Raw genomic sequence first — 18,136 nt, forward strand, 5'->3', positions numbered from 1 at the left:
CGAGCCCCATCCCCGCCGCCCACGCCGCCGGCGCCGTCGACCCGTGGTGGCGGTCGGCGCGTGGTGCCGACGCGCCACGCGCCGACCTCGGTCAGGCGCGGCCAGGCATCAACCTGCAGCCGCCATCCCTGGTCGTCGGTGAGATGCAGGTGCAGCACGTTGAGCCGCAGCAGAGCCATGAGGTCGATCAGGCGGAGGATCTCGTCGACCTCGACGAACCAGCGGGCGACGTCGAGCATGAAGCCGCGCCATCCGCTGCCCGGAGCGTCCTCGATCTCGACGCACGGCAGCTCGGCGGGGCGCGTGCCGCGCACGAACCCGAACGCCGGAGGTAGCAGCTGACGGAGCACGGTGAGCCCCCGGAACACACCGGCCGGGTCGCCGCCGGTCACCGCCACCCCGGTCGGTTGGACGGCGATCCGGAAGACCTCCGCACCGAGCTCCGGATCGACCCGGAGCACCCCGACCGGTCTGCTGCCGCGCGGGACGCCGCCTGAGCTCGGCACGAAGCCGAGCGGCTCGGCCGCGGCGCGGACGTGCGGCCACAGCCCGGGATCGACGTCGACCTCGACGAGGCCGTGCAGCGCCAGCACCCCGGCGTGTCGCCACACCGTGCGCGGGAGCGGGACGACGGGCAGAACGTCCGCGCCGTCGGTCATGACGAGTGCGCGGCGAGCACGCCGCGGAACGCGTCGATCGCGATCGGGAGCGGGGCGACCTCCGGATACCAGGCCCGCTCCCACTCGAGCGAGATGGCGGCGGTATACCCGATGCCGTCGAGGGCTTCGAGGATGCCCCGCAGCGGCACCGCCCCGCCGCCCGGAAGGACCGGGGCGAGCTCCGTCGGGCCGGCGGCGTCCTTCAGCTGCACGTGCCGCAGCCACGGGGCGAGGGCCGCCGCCGTCGCCTCCGGCGACTCACCTGCACGCCACGGGTTGACCGCGTCCCAGAGGGCACCGAGCCGGTCGCTCCCGGCGCGGGTGAGGATGCGGGAGAGGGCGGCGCCCGTGAGGAACACGTCGTGCGTCTCGATGAGCACCGTCACGTCGCTGCCCTCGATCGCGGCCGCGACGTCGGCGAGACGCCGGGCCGCGACCTCCTCGGACTCGGCGACGCCCTCGACGCCGCCGAAGACCCGCACGAACGGGCTGCCGACCGCTTCGGCGAGGCGTACGTGCGCGACCGCCTCGCCGACCGGATCACCATCATCACGCGCGATCCGCACGTACGAGGCGACGCAGATCGGGTGGAGGCCCGCCTCGGCCAGAGCGGTGCCGAGCCGGCGCGCCTCCTCGAGGGAGGTGTCGGGTGCGAGCAGCTCACCATCGGCGCAACGGAGCTCCACCGAGCGGATGCCGCCGGCATCGGCGATCTCCTTGAGCTCGGCCACGGTCGCGCCGGGCGCACCGAGCGAGCTGAACGCGAGGGGACGGTCGTCGGCGCTCATGCCGCCACCTCCTCGGTGACGCGGGCCGGCACATCGACCGGTTCACCGCGCCGGGCCGACTCGTAGACGGCCTGGGCCACCTCCAGCACCTCGAGCCCGTACTGCGCGCTGACGCGGGGCCGGTCGGCAGATGTCGCGGCGTGCACGAAGTCGAGGAACTGGTCGGCGAACGCCGTGGACGTGTCGTCGTCACCAGGGGCGATCGTGTCCTGGAGGTTGCCGCCGATGAACAGTCGTACGCCGTGCCCCCGCTCGACGGTGAGGGCGCCGGTCTCGCCGACGACGGACATCACCTCGGTGAACGGCAGGCCGGTGCCCGTGACGGTAAGCGATGCCCGTGCCCCGTTCGCGAGCTCGAAGACCGACATCACCTCGGTCTCGACGCGGCTTCCGGGTCGGGCCGCGACGAAGCCGTGCGCACGCACGATCGGGCTGCCACCGAACCACTGGATCCGGTCGATGGCGTGCGTGCCGACGTTCATAAGGATGCCGCCGCCCGCGATGGCAGGGTCGAAGAACCAGTCGGGCCGTGAGCCGTCGGAGTAGTCGGACGCCCGTCGCTCGGTGAGCAGCACCGGCGCGCCGATCGCGCCGGAACGGATCAGCTCGTCGGCCGCTACCAGGTTCGGCATGAAGTGCAGGACGTGCCCCACGGCAACCACGACCCCCGCCGCCTGCGCGGCCGCGATGATCCGGTGCGCCTCCGCCGGGCGCACCGCGAGCGGCTTCTCGACGAGCACGTGCGTGCCCGCGGCGATCGCGTCGAGCGCGATGGGCGCATGGAGGGCGTGGGGCACCGTGATGATCACCCCGTCGACCTCTGCTTCGGCGAGCAGGCGCCGATGATCGGTGTAGCCGCGCGCCTCGTACGTCGAGGCGAGCCGGTCGGCCGCCTTTTCGCGGACGTCGCAGACCGCGACGACGCGGTGTCCCGCTCGGGTGACGGCCGCGGCATGCAGCTCGGCGATCGATCCCGCACCGATGATGCCCACGCGGAATGGGGTGGAGTTCACAGGGTTCCTTTCGATTGACATGCGTTCAGCCCTTGATGCCGGCGTTCGCGGCGCCTTGCACGAAGTAGCGCTGCGCGAGGAGGAAGACGATGAGGATCGGCACGAGACTCATGAGCGCCGCGGCCGTGACGAGCTGTTCGTCGCCGGCGAACTGCCCCTGGAGGCTCTGCACGCCGATCGGCAGGGTGTAGTTCTCGGGTGAGACGAGATAGATGGTCGGTTCGAGGATCGCCCCCCACGTCGCCATGAACGTGAAGACGCCGAGCGTCGCGAGCGACGGCTTCACGAGCGGGAGGTGCACCCGCCAGAACACCTGCCACGGGTTGGCACCGTCGAGGGTCGCAGCCTCCTCGAAGTCCTTGGGGATGGCCAGGAACGCCTGCCGCATGAGGAAGATCCCGAACGGGGTCGCCAGCCAGTACGGCACGATCAGCGGGAGCAGCGTGTCGAGCCAGCCGAACGACTTGAAGAGGATGAAGCTCGGCACGATCGAGATGACCGTGGGAAGCATCATCGTGCCGACCGCGGTCGTGAGCAGGACGTTCCGCCAGGGCAGCACCATGCGCGCCAGCGCGTGCCCGACCATGGAGCTGGTGAGCAGGCATCCGGCCACCGACGCGACCGCGACGATGACGCTGTTCATCAGGTAGAGGTTGAAGGGCGCTCGCTGCCAGACCTCGAGGTAGTTCTCCCAGTGCGCGGGATCGGGGATCCACACGGGGGGCACCTGGATGTACTGCTCGTACGACTTCAGCGAGCTGCTGAACGCCGCGAGGAACGGCACGATCATGACGAGGGCACCAGCGACGACGAACAGGTACGCCGGGACCTTGCGGAGTGCGCGCTTGCGCCGGTCTCGGCGGAGCGTCGGACGCTCGAGAGTCTCAAGCGGCATAGTGCACCCACCTCTTCTGTAGACGGAACTGGATGAGGGTGAGCAGCATGATGATCGCGAGGAGCACCCATGCGATCGCTGAGGCGTATCCCATCTGGAAGTACTCGAAGCCCTGGCGGTAGAGGTACAGGACCGTCAGCTCGCTGGCGCCGTTCGGGCCGCCGTCGGTCATCACGAACACCTGGTCGAAAGACTGCAGGGTCTGGATGACCGTCAGGATCAGGACAAGGAAGGTCGTTCCGGAGATCCAGGGCAGCGTGACGTAGCGGAACCGGTGGAACGCGTTCGCCCCGTCGAGCTTCGCGGCCTCGTACTGCTCCTCGGGGATCGCCTGCAGGCCGGCGAGGAAGAGCACCGCCATGTACCCGACGCCCTTCCACACGGCGACGGCTACCAGGGTCGGGATCACGAGCGCCGGATCCTGCAGCCAGTCCTGCCTCGGCAGGCCGAGCGACTGGAGCACCGTGTTCGCGACGCCGAACCGGGAGTTGAAGATGGCGTCCGCGACGAAGGCGACGACCACCCACGAGGAGATCACCGGGATGAAGTACGCGCCCCGCAGGAATGCCATGCCGCGCAGCTTCTGGTTGAGGGCGGTCGCCAGCAGCAGGGCGAGACCGGTCTGCAGCGGCACGAAGAGCACGGCGAAGTACGCGGTGTTCCCGAGGGTGCGCCAGAACATCGGGTCGCCGGCCAGCCGCTCGAAGTTCGCCAGTCCCACCCACTGGGGCGGGTTCACCATGTCGTACGAGGTGAACGCGAAGACGAGCGAGGCGAGAAGCGGCCACAGCGTCAGCAGCAGGAGGTGCACGAGGTAGGGGGAGGCGAACAGGACGCCCCATCCCATGCCGCGTCGGCGCCGGCGCTTTCCGGGTGTGCGCGCCGGGGGGTCCGAGGCGCCGGCGGGCAGCTCCGCCGCTTGCTTGTTCATCGTGATCGCCATGGGACTACTCCTGGCTGGCGAGGAAGCGGTCGATGCTCTCCTGGGCGCCCTGCTCCCCTGCGGACAGCGCGTCGGCGATCGTCGTGTCGCCCGACATCGCGGCAGTGATCTCATCGCCTATCGCGGCGGTGTACTCCGACCACACGGCGTTCTCGCCCATGTCCTCGGCCTCCTCCAGCGCGTCGAGGAAGGCCTGTCGGTTCGCGGGCGCCGTCTCGGCGCCGAGGAAGGCGTCGGACTCCGCGACCGCCCGGTTGATCGGGATGCCCTCGCCGAGCTCGGCCCACTGCGTCTGCGGCTCCTCGGAGGAGAAGTACTCGATCCACTCCCAGGCCGCGTCCGCCTCGGCGTCGGTCGTCGCGGCGTTCACCGACCAGGCGTTCACGATCGCGATCTCGCCCCGGTCGCCCGACGGGCCGGTGGGCATGCGGACGACGTCGAAGTCGACGTCGCCGGCGAGCGCGGCCTGCGACCGTGCGTAGATCCCGAAGGACATGGCCACCGTCTCGTTGGCGAACAGCTCGTGCACGGAGCCGAGCGACTCCGTCGCGACCACGTCGGGCGCGAAACCGTCCGGGCCGATCGCCTCGGTCGCCCACTCAAGAGCAGCCTCGGACTCGGCGCTGTCGACGGTCACCTCGGTACGAGTGTCGTCGATGATCTCGCCCCCGAACGCGCGGATCATGGGCCACCAGCTCTCGGTGAAGCCGGGCGTGAAGGCACGGAACCCGTAGACCTCGGGCCGCCCGTCGTCGTTCTTGTCCACCGTCAGCTCGCGCGCGGCCTCCGCGAGGTCCTCGTACGTCCAGTCGTCGGTCGGCGCGTCGAGGCCCGCGTCCTCGAACATGGCTGCGTTGTAGAAGAGCACCGGCGCCTGCGCGGCCTGCGGGAAGCCCCAGAGGTGCCCCTCCTGGTCTCGGTGGAGGTCGACGCCGATGTAGTCGGACTCGTCGATCTGCTCGGCGTACTCGGAGAGGTCGCGGAGGCTGCCACGCGCCGCGAACTCCTGCACGAGCACCCCGTCGGAGAGCCAGACGTCGGGTGCGTTGGCCCCGGCGACCTGGGTGCGGAGCCGCTTGAAGAAGTCGACGTACGGCGCGGACTGCACCTCGACGGTCACGTCCGGGTTCGCCTCGCGAAACTCGTCGACGAGCTCCTGCATGGTGGTGTCGGCGGCGCTTCCGGCCGCGGCGTAGTACCCGATGGTCAGTGTGGTCGTGCCGGCGGCGTCATCGCCGCCGGCGCAGCCCGCGAGGGTCAGTCCGGCGATCGAGAGGGCCGCAGCGGTGCGGACGATCTTGGGGTGTCGGTTGTTCATGATGCTTCCGTTCTGAGCTGTGCGATAGGGATGGTGCGTCGGTGCACCTCTGGTCAGTGCGCGGCGATCGCCGGCTGCTCTGCCGGTTCGGTCGACGGTTCGAGCACGCTCGATGCCCGGACGGTGATGCTTGGTTGCAGCAGGGTCCTGACCGCATGCCGGGTCTCGTTCAGGGCGATCTGCCGCAGCAGCGTCGCGGCCGCGAGCCGGCCCACCTCGAACTTCGGCGGCGAGACGGCGCTGAGCGGCACCTCCGCGACATCGGCGACCTCGTCGTCGTACGCCACGACGGCGAGGTCGGCGGGCACCCTGATACCGGCTGCCCGGAGCCGGGGCAGGAGGGCCGTGGCCTCGCGGTCGCCCAGGCAGAAGATGGCATCGAGCCGCTCGTCCCGCGCGATGTGGGTGTACGCCTCGAGCGCGGCGGCCGGCCACTCCGGGGCGCGCACCGCGGCGGACGGAACCTGGTCGAGCCCGAGGTCGGAGATCGCCCGGCGGTAGCCCTCGTACACCTGATCAGCCGTGGCGGTGTCGCTTCGACCAAGGAAACCGATGCGCCGTCGCCCCTGGTCCACGAGGTGGCGGACGGCGGAATATCCTCCGCCGACGACGTCGGTACAGATGTAGGAGAGCGTGTCGTCGGGCGCCGGAGACGGCGGGCGCCGCTCGAGCAGCATGGTCGGAACCGGCAGCGAGCGGATCGCCTCCAGCTGATCGGTGGGGTCACCGAGATGGAGGGTCGGCGCGATGAGCAGGCCGGAGGCCCCCGACTCGATGAGCTCACGGATGCGGACGAGCTCGAGGGCTGGGTCGTAGTCGCTGGAGGCGAGCATGAGCCGGGCGCCGGCCGCACCGGTGACCCGCTCGATCCCCGCGATGACGCTCGGGAAGTAGTAGCTGGTGCTCGGCACGATCACGCCGACGAACTGGGAGCCGTTGCCGTGCCGCCGCACGGCGACGTAGGTTCCCGAGCCCTGGCGGCGCGTGACCACGCCCTCGTCGACGAGCAGCTCGACCGCACGCCGAACGGTGTTGATGCCGACGGAGTACGCCTTCGAGAGCTCCGCCTCGGTGGGGAGCCGACCGCCGAACGGCCATTCGCCGGCGTCGATCCGGTCGCGGAGCTGGGAGGCCACGCTCCGGAACAACGTCTGCGATTTATGGAATGAATTCATTCTCTACTCAAACCCTTCAACGACGATGTTTGGGTTGATGAGATGGGACAGTACGCCGGGAATTCGGCAACCGTCAAGAACGAATGGCGGTAGGTTTACCGAAGTCACGCCCGATACACCAGGAATGAATGTTCGATATTCATTCCCACAAAGAGGAGGAAACATGCCAGAGCACGCAGCGTCATCCATCGATCGCCTTTCCGGCCTGCTGATCGAACGCGTCGACGTCTTCGCAGTTCGCCTGCCGACCAAGGCGGCGTTCGCGATCGCCGGCGGCACCGTGACGTCGGCCGACAGCACGACCACGCGAATCCTCGTCCGGGTCGAAGCCGGCGACCACGCGGGCTGGGGCGAGGCGACCCCGACACCCGCATGGACCTACGAGACCGCCGAGTCGATCTTCACCACCATCGACCGTTACCTCGGCCCCGCGATCGTCGGACACCCCGTCTGGGACCTCGACGGCGTCGCTCGCCGGTTCGACACGGTGATCAACCGCGGCATCAGCATCGGAGCGCCCCTCGCCAAGAGCGCCGTCGACCTGGCGCTGCACGACCTGGTCGGGCGGGCCCTCGGGGTCTCGGTCGGCGAGCTGTGGGGCCAGCGGCGGCGCGACGACATCGAGCTCGGCTGGATCGTCTCCGGCGACTCGCCCGAGGCGGCGATCGCCGCAGTCGCCGAGGGCCGCGACCGTGGGTACCGCCACTTCAAGGTGAAGGTCGGCATGCACCGGGTCGCCGACGAGCTGGCGATGGTCCGGGCCGTGCGGGACCAGGCACCCGACGGGCAGCTCTGGATCGACGGCAACCAGGGGTTCACGCTCGACGGGGCGCTCAGCCTCGCCCGCTCGCTCGCCGATGTCGGGGTCGTGGCTTTCGAGCAGCCGCTGCCCGCGAACGATCTCGCCGGGCTCGGACGACTCCGGGCTGCCTCGCCGGTACCGATCGCCCTCGACGAGAGCCTCCGGCATCCGTCCGACCTCGTCGCCGCGCTCCGCCTCGACGCGCTCGACATCGCGATCGCGAAGGTCCAGCGCAGCGGTGGGCTGCTGCTGTCGCGACGGCTCTGCCAGTACGCCGAGGACGCGGGGCTCGGGATCATGGGCAGCGGACTCACCGACACCGAGCTCGGCTTCGCGGCGTCGTTGCACCTGTTCGCCGCGTTCGGCCTCGACACGGCCGTCGATCTCAACGGCCGCCAGTTCGTCGAGTCGAGCTACGTCGCCGGCGACGGCGTACGGGTCGAGCAGGGGGTCGCGACCGTCCCGGACGCTCCGGGCCTCGGCGTCGACGTCGACGAGACGGCGGTCGCGGAGCTGTCCTTCGACCTGTTCGCCTGATGGGAACGGGCCATGCCATGCCAGGCCCGGCCGGACCCTCTCGGGTCGTCGGGATTCATTCCTGAAACCGCCGAACTGCTTGACGCCGCCGGAGACGCGGTCGACGTTGGTGTGCGAACACCTCGACGGTCGCAGCGAGGATCCTCGACGACGCGACGCCCACAAAGCAGTGTGCGGCCACGCGGATCCTGGGCGCGTCCGATGCGGCCATCCGGAGCGCCGGCCGGCGCGCGGCAAAGTCGCCGCCACCCTGCCACTTACCTGTCCGCGCTCCGTTCGCGACCGTCGAGGATCCGGATGACAGAAAGGGAACAACCGTGAAACAACAACGTTGGCTGTCCGCCGTGGCACTCATCGGCCTGCTCGGCGGGCTCGCCACCGCGCCGGTCTCGCAAGCGGCCGAGACGGAACCCGGCAAGATCGCGATCACCTCACCCGCCGACGGCGACACCGTGAGCGGCGAGGCCCTCACCGTGACCGGAACCTACCGCGACACCGCCGACCTGGTCGTCGTGGTGGGAGCGCAGGAGCTCGTTCCGGTGCAGCTCGACGAGGCGAACGGCACGTGGTCCGTCGACCTCGACATCTCCGATCGCGACGGGCGGTTGGACCTCGCGGTGCGAGGCAAGGACCTCACGACGCTCTACACGACGTGGTCACCGTTCATCGCGGTCGACGTCGACAACCCGGCGGCCGCACGCCCCGTCGTGTCCATCACGTCACCCAGCGAGGGCCCGCACGGGTCGCGTCTCGTCGGGGTCGTCGTGCACGTCGAGTCGGCGCATCGGCTGCGCCGCGTGGAGGTGCGCCTCAACGGCGACCGCTGGCGCAGGGCCACGGCGCTGCCCCACAGCGACGGCGACTTCCGGGCGTGGGTGGACGCTGGGCGGAAGCCGGCGTTCGTAAGCATCGAGGCTCGCGCGATCGACGTCCACGGACACCGTGACGAGGCGCCGACCCGGTACGTCTCGGTCGGCGGTGCCGAGGCGGAGTCGCCCCAGCGATATGACCAGGACCGCTCGATCTGGGTGTGGGAGCGGGCGTCGTACGAGGCCGTCTTCCATCCGGCGGCGCGGGATCGCCTCGCCGCGGTGCTCGACGACACGGAGACGTTCGACTCTGATCCCATCCGCACGATCTACTTCGCTGTCGGCTCGTACGGCGCGCGCGACATGTTGCGGGAAGACCGGGACGCGGTCGCGAACTTCGTCCGCTGGGCCAAGGACCGTGGTTACCACGTGCAGGCGACGGTGGCCGGCGGTACCCAGCCGCCGTACCTCGGGGCACTCGAGCAGTTCGAGCACTTCGCCGTCGACGAGTTCGAGAAGGTGCTGGACTACAACCTCGCGGTGCCGCCCGAAGCCCGGTTCGACGGCGTGAACGTCGACATCGAGCCGTACATTCTCTCCGAGTGGAAGGTGCCGGGCAACGACCTGCCGGTGCGCTGGCTCGAGGTTCTCGAGCACCTCATCGAGCGCAGGGATGCCTCGGGACTGCCGATCCTGGTCGGACCGGCGATCCCACGCTGGCTCGACAGCTCGACCTGCTGCCAGGCGATCACGTGGAAGGGTGAGTCCAAGCCGTTGAGCGACCACATCCAGGACCTCACCGACTACATCTCGATCATGGACTACCGCGACACGGCTGACGGCAGCGCCGGCATCATCGCGCAGGCCGCGCACGAGATCGAGTACGCGAACTCGATCGGCAAGGAGCAGTCGGTGGTCATCGGCGTCGAGACGAAGGATCTGTCGGGAGGGGGCGACCCCGAGACCGTCACGTTCTGGGAGGAGGGACGCACCGTCCTCGAAGCGGAGCTGGACAAGGTGTACGGGGTGTTCGAGGACGAGCCGTCGTTCGGCGGCGTCGCGATGCACCACTTCGACACCCTGCTCGCGCTGCCCTCGGAATGGGGCGACGACGCCGTCTACTACCCGGTGCCCGGTGCGGGGCCCGACGGGCCTGGGCTGCCGCAGTAAGGGTCAACGGCTCGACGCCCGGTTGTGGGACACCGGGTGTCGAGTCGTCGTCCGCGCAGGCACACAACCGTGAAACGGTGCAACGGAGAGAGTCGTCGAGAAACTTCTCTCACTTGACGCGAATGCGGAAGGGTGCCTCCACCTCGCTCGTTGGCAGGATCATCAGTTCGATTCACAACGCTAGGAGCACCCGATGACCGAGATGCGCGCTGCCCTCTTCGACAGGTACGGCCCGCCGGACGTCCTGTACGAGGGCACTGTCCCGAGGCCCGTCACCGGACGGGACCGCGTGCTGGTGAGAGTACTGGCGGCCACGGTGAACGGCGGAGAGCTGGTCCTGCGATCAGGAGCGCTTCCGTCGTGGTTCATGCGAGGGCCCTTCCCACGACAGACCGGGCTCGACTTCGTCGGCGAGGTCGTCGAGGTAGGCGACGCGGTCACGACCTACTCGGTAGGAGACCGTGTGTGGGGTCTTCTGGAAGAGAAGCCCGACGAGTCGGGACAGACGCTCCGCAGCCTTGCCGAGTACGTCGCCGTGCCACCCGACTGCCTCGCGCCAGCGCCCCGCACCCTGGACCCGGCCCAAGCGGCGACGCTGCCGGTCGGCTCCCTCACAGCGCTGATCGGCTTGCGTCACAAGGCCGGTCTGCGCGATGGAGAGAGACTGCTCGTCCGGGGCGCGGCCGGCGGCGTTGGCAGCGCCGTCGTGCAAATGGGTGTGGCACTGGGCGCGAAGGTCACCGCTCTCGCCGGTGCCACGACCCTCGATTTCGTCACTGGGCTCGGGGCCGCAGAAGCGCACGACTACCGCACCACCAGCCCGGACGACCTGGGCCGCTTCGACGTCGTGTTCGACACGGTCGGCACCGAGCTGCCCCGGTACCGCCGTCTGCTCGCCCCAGGCGGCCGGATGATCGCCGCGCGCTTCGACACCGACCACCTGGTGCGCAGCCTCGCCACCATTGCGGCATCAGCCGTCCATGGGCGTAGCCGCATACGGTTCTTCCGCGGTGCACCAGACGCGGCGCTGCTCAACGAGATCTCCGAGATGGCCGATACCGGTGTCCTCAGACCCCTGGTCGACGAGTCCTTTCCGCTTTCACGCGTCGCCGACGCCCATCGACGGCTGGAGCAGGGCGGGGTGCGGGGCAAGGTCGTCGTCACGCTGACCGACTGACCGGCAGGTACAGATCAGATGCCGACCGTCGCTGGGGCGGTGACCGCCTCGGTCGCGTCCACCGTCCCGGTTGCGGACGCTTTCGGACCGCGCACGACGATGTAGATGAACAGCGCGAGCATGACGGCGGCACCTACCCACATCGTCTGTTGCCAGCCGTCGACAAAGGACTCCCGAGCGGCTTGGATGATCTGCTCCGCGTGTGCACCGGCGCCGCGCGAGACCTCTGCGGCGTTGGCGAGGCCTTCACGGGCAGTATCCGCGGCCTCCTGCGGCACGCCGACCAGGCGACTGTTGATCGAGTCGCGGTACCCAGCGGACAGGAGCGCACCCAGCAGCGCGACGCCCAGGGCGGTGCCGAACTCGCGGGTGATGTCGTTGAGCGCGGAGGCGACCCCCTGCTTGTCAGCCGGCAACGAGCTGGTGATGACCTCGGTGGAGGGCGTCATCGCCAGGCCCATGCCCAAGCCCACGGCGAGCAGGCCCGGCAAGATGGCCAGGTAGTTGCTGTCCGCGGAGATGAAAAGCCCCATCGACGCCAGGCCGACGCCGAAGGCATGGCTCCTTGCCAGATATGCAAGGATCCCATCCGACCGTTGCTGAGGACGCAAGCCCGAATCTGGCGTCGTGGCCGACGGGCCGCCCCGGGCGCAGACTCTTGCGCGTCGTGCATCACGCCGGGCCATCGCCTTGCGCAAAGAGGGATTTCCCTTGCTGCATGCGCATCCCCTCGCCTAGCGTGGCGAGCATGGACCACGCACGCGCGCACCCCCACCACCACGACCCGTCGGGCGGTCACCACCATGAGCACGGACCCGACGGTCAGGCGGAGATCCTCGACCTGGACGCCGAGCTCCTCGCCGACCACATCGCCTCCATCGCCGCCGGGCTGCCGCTGCACGAGACGCCGCGCCACGTCGTGGACCTGGGCTGCGGTACGGGCACGGGCACCTTCGCCCTCCTCGATCGGTTCCCCGACGCACACGTCCTCGCGGTCGACACCTCGACCGAGCACCTTCAGCGCCTGCTGTCCAGGGCTTCCGCGCGAGGTGTCCAGGACCGTGTGCGCATCGTGCAGGCCGACCTCGACGAGACCCCCTGGCCCGACCTCGGCTCACCGGACCTGGTCTGGGCCTCCGCCTCGATGCACCACCTGGGCCACCCCGACCGTGCCTTGCGTGCCGTCCATGACGCACTCGCGCCTGGTGGTCTGTTCGCCGTCGTCGAGCTGGCCGGACAGCCTCGGTTCCTGCCCGAAGACTTTCCGTCCGAGAGGCCCGGCCTGGAAGAGCGCATCCACGCCGCCACCGACCGCCTCCAGGCGGAGCACATGCCGCACCGCGGCGCCGACTGGGGACCGATGCTGGTCGCGGCCAGATTCACCATCGAGGACGAGCGCACGATCGCCGTGAACATCGACGGTCCGAGCAACGAGGCGGTCGGCCGCTACGCCCTCGGCGTCCTGCAACGCCTCCGCGGCGTCGTCGCCGGGCTGCTCTCCCCCAGCGACCTCACCGCGCTCGACCGGCTTCTCGACGCCAGCAGCCCGCACTACATCCCGCGCCGCACCGACCTGATGATGCGCACCGAGCGCACGGTCTGGGCCGCCCGCCGCACGTGAACCGGTCACGTCGTCGTCGGGAGACGGGCTGGCAACCTGGACGACCTACCTCTCCTCTGCAGCTGGTGAGGCCGTGTGGTCACGAGGCGGGGAGGGTGCTGATCCGGACCCAGTCGACGTACAGGTACTGGGTGTCGTAGTCGAAGCTGCCCGACCAGTGCGCTGCCCAGTTGCCGACCCAGAGCGGGGCCGGCGAGGTCGGGACGGTCAGGGTCTGGGTGGTGAAGTGGATGTCGTCGATGTAGAACTCGATCCGCGCCGTGCCGCCACTGCCGTCGTACCAGTCCCACCGGTAGGTGTGGAACGCACCGTCGTGGTTGTCGATGTTGACATCGACGTCCTCGGACGTCCCACCGGCCGCGGTCGGGGCGATATAGCTGTTGAACCCGACCCACTGCCGCCAGTCGGAACGGTCCGCCGTGCCTGCCGCCGGGATCTCGATGTCGATCTCGGTGTAGTCGCTGCCGTCGTCGGGGTTGTAGTAGTTCCAGACGCACGAGCAACCGCCGGAGTACGGCAGAGCCTTCATCCGCACCTCGTAGCGACCGGCGCCGTACCGCTCGTTCGTCCAGACCAGTCCGCCGGTGCGCACACCGGTGTCCTGGCGGGTGTACCGGCGCGGGTCACCGATCGGATACGACGCGTCGGTCGCCTTGATCCCACGCACCGAGCCGTCGTAGTCGTCGCCGTTGGCCCTGGTGACCAGCGCTGAGAGCCTGCCGCCCGCACCATCGGAGACTGTGTCCAGCCAGACGTTCTCGGGCACGACGCCGTTGTTGTCGCTGCCCCACTGATGCAGGCCGGGTGTCCACAGGCTGGTGTCAAGGGAAGTCCCGTCGAAGTCGTCGAACAGCAGAACTTGCTCGGTCTGCTCGGACACCGGCGCGCCAGGTGACGGAGGCGTTCCGGCCGCGGGCGGCGCCGCGCCGCCTATCAGGCCCGCAGCACCTCCCGTGGCCAGGGCGAGTGCCAGGATGGTGGCGGCAAGCCGGGTACGGCTCCTGTTCGAGATTGGCATCGTTGCTCCTTTGCATCGTTGCTCCTTTGCGGCCGAACGGCTGCTGCTCCTTTCTGCGACGCGGGGTATCGCGACATCGACTTGACCAGTCGATCTGGCACCTTTACCAGTTGGTCGTTCGCCGGCAATCTTCCACAGGCGCAGATTGCTGTCAACACCCGTCATACCGCGCGTAAGTGCAGATGATCGCGCCTCTTTAGCGGCGCTACCCGTACCCGAGGAAACTGGTCACACACTGCCCTGACCACTGACAATCATTGGTCACGTCGGAGGGAGAATGGTAGGACGGTCACGTATCGCCACGGAGCGACGGGAGGTCCGACTCGATGGATACCAAGGAACCGGGAACGGTCCTCAAGCGCGAGCGCGTGCGCAGCTTCATACTCGAGATCATCGAGGCTGGTAGAGCCGGCGATCTGATCCCGTCCGAGCGTGCGTTGTGCGCCGAGCTCGGTGTGTCGCGGCCGACGATACGGGCGGCTGTCGATGAGCTGGTGGCCGCCGGACGGCTGGTGCGCGAACAGGGCCGGGGAATGTTCGTCGCCCCGGAGAAGATCACTCAGGAGCTCGTCGGCGGAGAGCACGCGATGCAGATGCCGCGCGCCGGCGGAACTTGGTCCCGGCAGCTCCTGGAGTTCACTCTTATCCCTGCCGGCGCTCGTATCGGACGCAAGCTCCACGTCTCCCCCGGCGCAGAGATCGCGTACGTGGCACGGCTGTGCCTGGTCGACGGATCCCCGATGGCGATCGAACACCTGCATATCCCAGCCGACCGGGTACCTGGCCTCACTGCCCGAGAGCTGGAGAGCGGTGACCTCTACGAACACCTACGGCAGGACCACGGAGTCCGCGTCCACGAGGCAGTTCAGGCGATCGAACCGACAGTGGTCAGCGCCAGCGAGGCCGACCTCCTGGACGTCCCGGAACTGTCCCCCGCGTTGCTGTTCGAACGGCTCACCACTGATACCGACGGGCGCCCCGTGGAGTACGTCCACTCCATCTACCGGGGCGACCGCTATCGCATCGTCTCGCGACTCGCCCTCGACCAGGTCGCGGACGCAGCACCGGGCGGCAAGTACGAAGGACATCACCCGGGCATACCGAGGGGCGATTTCTCGCAGGGCGAGTCGATCAGCGCGTTCACCGTCGGAGACGTCCACCCAGATCGCTGAGGAGCTCAGCGAGTGCCGGTCGGTTCCGGGCCCGGCGCAAGCGCTCGGGCAGCGGTGTGCGGTAGTCGGGTAACGCTGTTTGAGCCCGCAGCGCCTCCCGCAGGACGAACCGCACGAGTCACTCACGCCCGGGGCTGAGCCAGCCGAGCCCGTGCTGGCGGCTAACTCGCTCCCCCGCCAGGAACCTGGTCAGGTCCCGGCCGAACCAGCGCACGGGGGCCGGGAACCAGCGCCGGGCGAAGTGCTCGGTCATCGCGGTCGCGAGCCGCTGGCCGGCCGGCGTCGGCTCGTAGCTTCGGGCGTCGAACATCGTGGCGAACTCCGTCATCGCGTTCCAGTCCTGCGGGAACGCCTCGCCGGCCAGCGGGCCGGACGCGCGCTCCAGCTGCCGGAAGAGTGCTTGCGCCCAGCGGTGCCAGGCGATCTTCATCGCCTCGCTCGTGCCGCGCAACCCTAGCGCCGTGCAGAGCCTGTCACTCGTCGTGGCCAGCAGCACGAGCGGATAGACGAAGTCGTCGACGTCGTCGAAGTTCCCTGGCAGCTGGGGGCTCCCCCGGTCCACGGCGTGGTGGACCCGGTTGAGCCGTTCCGCGGCGGCCTTGCCCGCGGCGCTCGTCACACCGTCGACCATCCAGGCCATCAGGTAGTGGTTGCCGTCGTGGAACCGGCGACCGGGGTGCCGCTCCAGCTTTCCGGTGTGGGCCAGCGTCGCGGCACCCTGCGCCGGTTGCATCATCCGCATCGTGCTCGGGAAGACCATCATCGCGAGCCCCAGCACCGGTATCTGGTGGCTGACGTGCAGGGAAACCATGCGTTCCCAGTCCGTCTCCGGATCCATCCGGGCCAGCTCCCGGTCCACCCAGCGGTACCAGCGGTGCGCGGTCACCGCAGCGCTCATGTCGGCTCATTCCGTCGCGGGTGATTCTGACGTGAGCCGACGCTACGAGCCGCGCCCTCCACCCGCGCCGGGCAAAGGATCCAACCGCCGGGCTTCCATCGAAAGACGGAGGCCCGGCGGCCCGTCGCTAGATCTGCCCCAGTCCGCCGTCGACGTAGAGATTCGCGCCGTAGACGAAGCTGCTCTGGGACGAGGCAAGGAACGTGACGACAGCGGCGACCTCCTCCGGGCTGCCGGGCCGCTGTGCAGGGGTGCCGGACGCGACACCCTCGATCATCTCCGGGGCGCGGTCGCCGAAGGCCGTGACCCAGAACGGCGTGTCCACCGGTCCTGGCGAGACGACGTTGACCCTGATGCCACGACCGCCGAGCTCGCTGCTCCAGGCGCGCGCGTAGGCGCGCACCGCTGCCTTCGAGGCACCGTACGCACTCATGCCGGCGGACCCGCCGTCACCCGCTGTGGAACCCGTGAGGATCACGGAGGCGCCGTCGTTGAGGAGCGGAAGGGCCTTCTGCACGGTGAAGAAGGTGCCCTTGACGTTGATGTCGAAGACGGAGTCGTGCACCTCTTCGGTGAGCTCCTCCAGGGGCACGATCGCATTGATGCCCGCGTTGGCGAACACGATGTCCAGGCCCTGTCCGCGCTCGTGCACGAGTGCGTAGAGCCGGTCCACATCGGCCGCGACGCTGACGTCGCCAGGCACTGCCGTAGCGTTGCCGATCTCGGCGGCAGCCTTGTCGAGCTCGGTCTCGCGCCGGCCCGTGATGAACACGTGCGCGCCCTCCGCGGCCAGCCGCCTGGCCGTTTCCAGACCGATCCCGGCGCTACCGCCCGTCACCACTGCAGTCTTGCCGTCGAACTGTCCCATCGTCCTTGACTCCGCTCCTGAACGTGCGGTCTGCGACCACCTGTCGTTAAGTATCGATCGATACCGAACAAGAGAGTAGCACGATGCGTACCGATCGGTGCCGAATAAGTTGACAGAGCGCTCCGGACGGCGTTCGCGCGGATGCATTTCTCCGCCGTCATGACGTCCGCAAACGCCGGACTGCTCGCCGCTGTGCCGATCGATGTCGAGCTCATGTCCGAGGACCACGGACTACCGTTCCCGGTGTGACACGCTGCCACACGACATCACCCGCCCAGCCGTTGCCCTCCGACCAAGGAGCACCCATGCCTCAGGCACCCGCCGCGGTCCGTGGCGTGTTCGAGTTCCTCGGCCGGACCGCACCCGGTCCTGCCGCAGCCCTCGCCGCGCGCGCGTTCTTGCGCGTCGGGCGTCCGGCACCGGTCCGCACCGCCGACCGTCCGGTGCACGAGGCGGCGCGACGCAGCCTCGTGCCGCACAAGGGCGTCGACGTCGTGACCTACACCTGGGGCGACCCGGATACCCCTGCGGTCCTGCTCGTGCACGGCTGGCAGAGCCGCGCGTCTGCCTTCGGGAGCCTCATCACCACGCTCACCGCAGCAGGTCTGCGCGTCGTCGCCTACGACGCGCCGGCGCATGGCGACTCCGGCGGGCGCATCCGCACCGCGCTCGACGACGTCGCCGTCGTTCGACGCCTGACCGACGTCGAGAACAGACCGTGGGCCGGCGTGGTCGGCCACTCCCTCGGAAGTCTCGCGGCCGGTGTCGCCGTTCGTGACGGTGTCCCCACCGAACGCCTCGCCGGGATCGCGAGCATCGCGTCCTTCAGCTTCACCGAGGACGTGTTCGTGCGGACGATCGGGCTCCCGTGGACGCTCCGCGACCGGTTCTCGCAGGCGTGGGCACGCCAGCTCCGGGACGACCCGGAGGTCACTCCCGACGTCGCCGACCGGTTCGACCTGGTGGCACGTCCGCTCCCGAGCCGCGTCCGGGCACTCTGGCTGCACGACGACGGCGACCAGCAGATCTCACCGAGCCAGAGCAAGCTGCTGCTCGAGGCGCACCCGCACAGCGGCGCGCTCGTCACCACCACCGGTCTCGGGCACAACCGCATCCTTGGCGACGCCGACGTGCTGGCCCACGTGGTAGACCACCTCACGCCCCCCGGCTGACGGGAGACCACATGTCCGCCCTGCACGACGCCGAGGTGCTGAAGCGGCAGCTGGCCGCATGACCCTGCCCTCCGGGCACGCTCGCTACGGCGCGAGCGTGG

General features: G+C 69.3%; 17 protein-coding genes. 6 read left to right on the forward strand and 11 right to left on the reverse strand.

Annotated elements, in window-relative coordinates; translation table 11 throughout:
* The 7 genes from AB0F40_RS16925 to AB0F40_RS16955 form a co-directional block, all read right to left on the reverse strand.
* Nucleotides 1-659 (reverse strand): family 20 glycosylhydrolase (locus tag AB0F40_RS16925; protein ID WP_357469789.1); only part of this gene is annotated, 659 nt, incomplete at its 3' end.
* Nucleotides 656-1,447, reverse strand: coding sequence for a sugar phosphate isomerase/epimerase family protein (locus tag AB0F40_RS16930; protein ID WP_357469792.1), 792 nt, complete (start codon nucleotides 1,445-1,447; stop codon nucleotides 656-658). The genes AB0F40_RS16925 and AB0F40_RS16930, both read right to left, overlap by 4 nt.
* On the reverse strand, nucleotides 1,444-2,460 hold the full coding sequence (locus AB0F40_RS16935; protein WP_357469795.1) for a Gfo/Idh/MocA family oxidoreductase: 1,017 nt from the start codon (nucleotides 2,458-2,460) through the stop codon (nucleotides 1,444-1,446). The genes AB0F40_RS16930 and AB0F40_RS16935 overlap by 4 nt, the downstream gene beginning before the upstream one ends.
* Before the next feature lie 25 nt (nucleotides 2,461-2,485).
* A complete protein-coding gene (locus tag AB0F40_RS16940) occupies nucleotides 2,486-3,355 on the reverse strand; it encodes a carbohydrate ABC transporter permease (RefSeq protein ID WP_357469798.1) in 870 nt (289 codons plus the stop codon).
* Entirely contained in the window at nucleotides 3,345-4,298 is a 954-nt protein-coding gene (locus tag AB0F40_RS16945; protein ID WP_357469801.1) for a sugar ABC transporter permease, read from the reverse strand. The genes AB0F40_RS16940 and AB0F40_RS16945 overlap by 11 nt, the downstream gene beginning before the upstream one ends.
* A gap of 4 nt (nucleotides 4,299-4,302) precedes the next feature.
* Nucleotides 4,303-5,616, reverse strand: coding sequence for an extracellular solute-binding protein (locus tag AB0F40_RS16950; protein ID WP_357469804.1), 1,314 nt, complete (start codon nucleotides 5,614-5,616; stop codon nucleotides 4,303-4,305).
* A gap of 53 nt (nucleotides 5,617-5,669) precedes the next feature.
* Nucleotides 5,670-6,752 carry a GntR family transcriptional regulator gene (locus AB0F40_RS16955; protein WP_357469807.1) on the reverse strand — a complete coding sequence of 361 codons (1,083 nt, stop codon included), beginning with the start codon at nucleotides 6,750-6,752 and terminating at the stop codon, nucleotides 5,670-5,672.
* A gap of 202 nt (nucleotides 6,753-6,954) precedes the next feature.
* On the opposite strand from AB0F40_RS16955, the gene AB0F40_RS16960 reads away from it, so the two are divergent.
* From AB0F40_RS16960 to AB0F40_RS16970, 3 genes are all read left to right on the forward strand, one after another.
* A complete protein-coding gene (locus AB0F40_RS16960) occupies nucleotides 6,955-8,130 on the forward strand; it encodes an enolase C-terminal domain-like protein (RefSeq protein ID WP_357469810.1) in 1,176 nt (391 codons plus the stop codon).
* Between the two features lie 317 nt (nucleotides 8,131-8,447).
* Nucleotides 8,448-10,109, forward strand: a complete 1,662-nt coding sequence (locus AB0F40_RS16965) for a hypothetical protein (RefSeq protein WP_357469813.1) — start codon at nucleotides 8,448-8,450, stop codon at nucleotides 10,107-10,109.
* 193 nt (nucleotides 10,110-10,302) lie between these two features.
* Nucleotides 10,303-11,286, forward strand: coding sequence for an NAD(P)-dependent alcohol dehydrogenase (locus AB0F40_RS16970; protein ID WP_357469816.1), 984 nt, complete (start codon nucleotides 10,303-10,305; stop codon nucleotides 11,284-11,286).
* 14 nt (nucleotides 11,287-11,300) lie between these two features.
* Here AB0F40_RS16970 and AB0F40_RS16975 read toward each other — a convergent pair whose 3' ends face one another.
* Nucleotides 11,301-11,819, reverse strand: a complete 519-nt coding sequence (locus tag AB0F40_RS16975; protein WP_357469819.1) for a hypothetical protein — start codon at nucleotides 11,817-11,819, stop codon at nucleotides 11,301-11,303.
* 215 nt (nucleotides 11,820-12,034) lie between these two features.
* Here AB0F40_RS16975 and AB0F40_RS16980 point away from each other — a divergent pair, with 215 nt between their 5' ends.
* On the forward strand, nucleotides 12,035-12,907 hold the full coding sequence (locus AB0F40_RS16980; protein WP_357469822.1) for an L-histidine N(alpha)-methyltransferase: 873 nt from the start codon (nucleotides 12,035-12,037) through the stop codon (nucleotides 12,905-12,907).
* Nucleotides 12,908-12,986: 79 nt separating this feature from the next.
* On the opposite strand, the gene AB0F40_RS16985 is transcribed toward AB0F40_RS16980, so the two are convergent.
* Nucleotides 12,987-13,925, reverse strand: a complete 939-nt coding sequence (locus AB0F40_RS16985) for a glycoside hydrolase family 16 protein (protein ID WP_357469824.1) — start codon at nucleotides 13,923-13,925, stop codon at nucleotides 12,987-12,989.
* Between the two features lie 326 nt (nucleotides 13,926-14,251).
* Between AB0F40_RS16985 and AB0F40_RS16990 the strand changes: the two genes are divergently transcribed.
* Nucleotides 14,252-15,097: a GntR family transcriptional regulator gene (locus AB0F40_RS16990; RefSeq protein ID WP_357469827.1), complete on the forward strand. Its 846-nt coding sequence runs from the start codon at nucleotides 14,252-14,254 to the stop codon at nucleotides 15,095-15,097.
* Between the two features lie 118 nt (nucleotides 15,098-15,215).
* On the opposite strand, the gene AB0F40_RS16995 is transcribed toward AB0F40_RS16990, so the two are convergent.
* Nucleotides 15,216-15,995, reverse strand: coding sequence for a hypothetical protein (locus tag AB0F40_RS16995; protein ID WP_357469830.1), 780 nt, complete (start codon nucleotides 15,993-15,995; stop codon nucleotides 15,216-15,218).
* Between the two features lie 127 nt (nucleotides 15,996-16,122).
* Nucleotides 16,123-16,863: an SDR family oxidoreductase gene (locus AB0F40_RS17000; protein ID WP_357469833.1), complete on the reverse strand. Its 741-nt coding sequence runs from the start codon at nucleotides 16,861-16,863 to the stop codon at nucleotides 16,123-16,125.
* A 305-nt stretch (nucleotides 16,864-17,168) separates the two neighbouring features.
* On the opposite strand from AB0F40_RS17000, the gene AB0F40_RS17005 reads away from it, so the two are divergent.
* Entirely contained in the window at nucleotides 17,169-18,035 is an 867-nt protein-coding gene (locus AB0F40_RS17005; RefSeq protein WP_357469836.1) for an alpha/beta fold hydrolase, read from the forward strand.
* The last annotated feature ends 101 nt before the right edge of the window (nucleotides 18,036-18,136 follow it).

Source organism: Promicromonospora sp. NPDC023987 (genome assembly GCF_040639055.1).
Lineage (GTDB): Bacteria > Actinomycetota > Actinomycetes > Actinomycetales > Cellulomonadaceae > Promicromonospora.

Bases quoted from the DNA above. Each gene is read 5' to 3' on its own strand.
- AB0F40_RS16930 (WP_357469792.1), bottom strand. From the start codon at position 1,447: ATGAGCGCCGACGACCGTCCCCTCGCGTTCAGCTCGCTCGGTGCGCCC.
- AB0F40_RS16940 (WP_357469798.1), bottom strand. From the start codon at position 3,355: ATGCCGCTTGAGACTCTCGAGCGTCCGACGCTCCGCCGAGACCGGCGC.
- AB0F40_RS16945 (WP_357469801.1), bottom strand. From the start codon at position 4,298: ATGGCGATCACGATGAACAAGCAAGCGGCGGAGCTGCCCGCCGGCGCC.
- AB0F40_RS16950 (WP_357469804.1), bottom strand. From the start codon at position 5,616: ATGAACAACCGACACCCCAAGATCGTCCGCACCGCTGCGGCCCTCTCG.
- AB0F40_RS16960 (WP_357469810.1), top strand. From the start codon at position 6,955: ATGCCAGAGCACGCAGCGTCATCCATCGATCGCCTTTCCGGCCTGCTG.
- AB0F40_RS16970 (WP_357469816.1), top strand. From the start codon at position 10,303: ATGACCGAGATGCGCGCTGCCCTCTTCGACAGGTACGGCCCGCCGGAC.
- AB0F40_RS16975 (WP_357469819.1), bottom strand. From the start codon at position 11,819: ATGGGGCTTTTCATCTCCGCGGACAGCAACTACCTGGCCATCTTGCCG.
- AB0F40_RS16980 (WP_357469822.1), top strand. From the start codon at position 12,035: ATGGACCACGCACGCGCGCACCCCCACCACCACGACCCGTCGGGCGGT.
- AB0F40_RS16985 (WP_357469824.1), bottom strand. From the start codon at position 13,925: ATGCCAATCTCGAACAGGAGCCGTACCCGGCTTGCCGCCACCATCCTG.
- AB0F40_RS16990 (WP_357469827.1), top strand. From the start codon at position 14,252: ATGGATACCAAGGAACCGGGAACGGTCCTCAAGCGCGAGCGCGTGCGC.
- AB0F40_RS16995 (WP_357469830.1), bottom strand. From the start codon at position 15,995: ATGAGCGCTGCGGTGACCGCGCACCGCTGGTACCGCTGGGTGGACCGG.
- AB0F40_RS17000 (WP_357469833.1), bottom strand. From the start codon at position 16,863: ATGGGACAGTTCGACGGCAAGACTGCAGTGGTGACGGGCGGTAGCGCC.
- AB0F40_RS17005 (WP_357469836.1), top strand. From the start codon at position 17,169: ATGCCTCAGGCACCCGCCGCGGTCCGTGGCGTGTTCGAGTTCCTCGGC.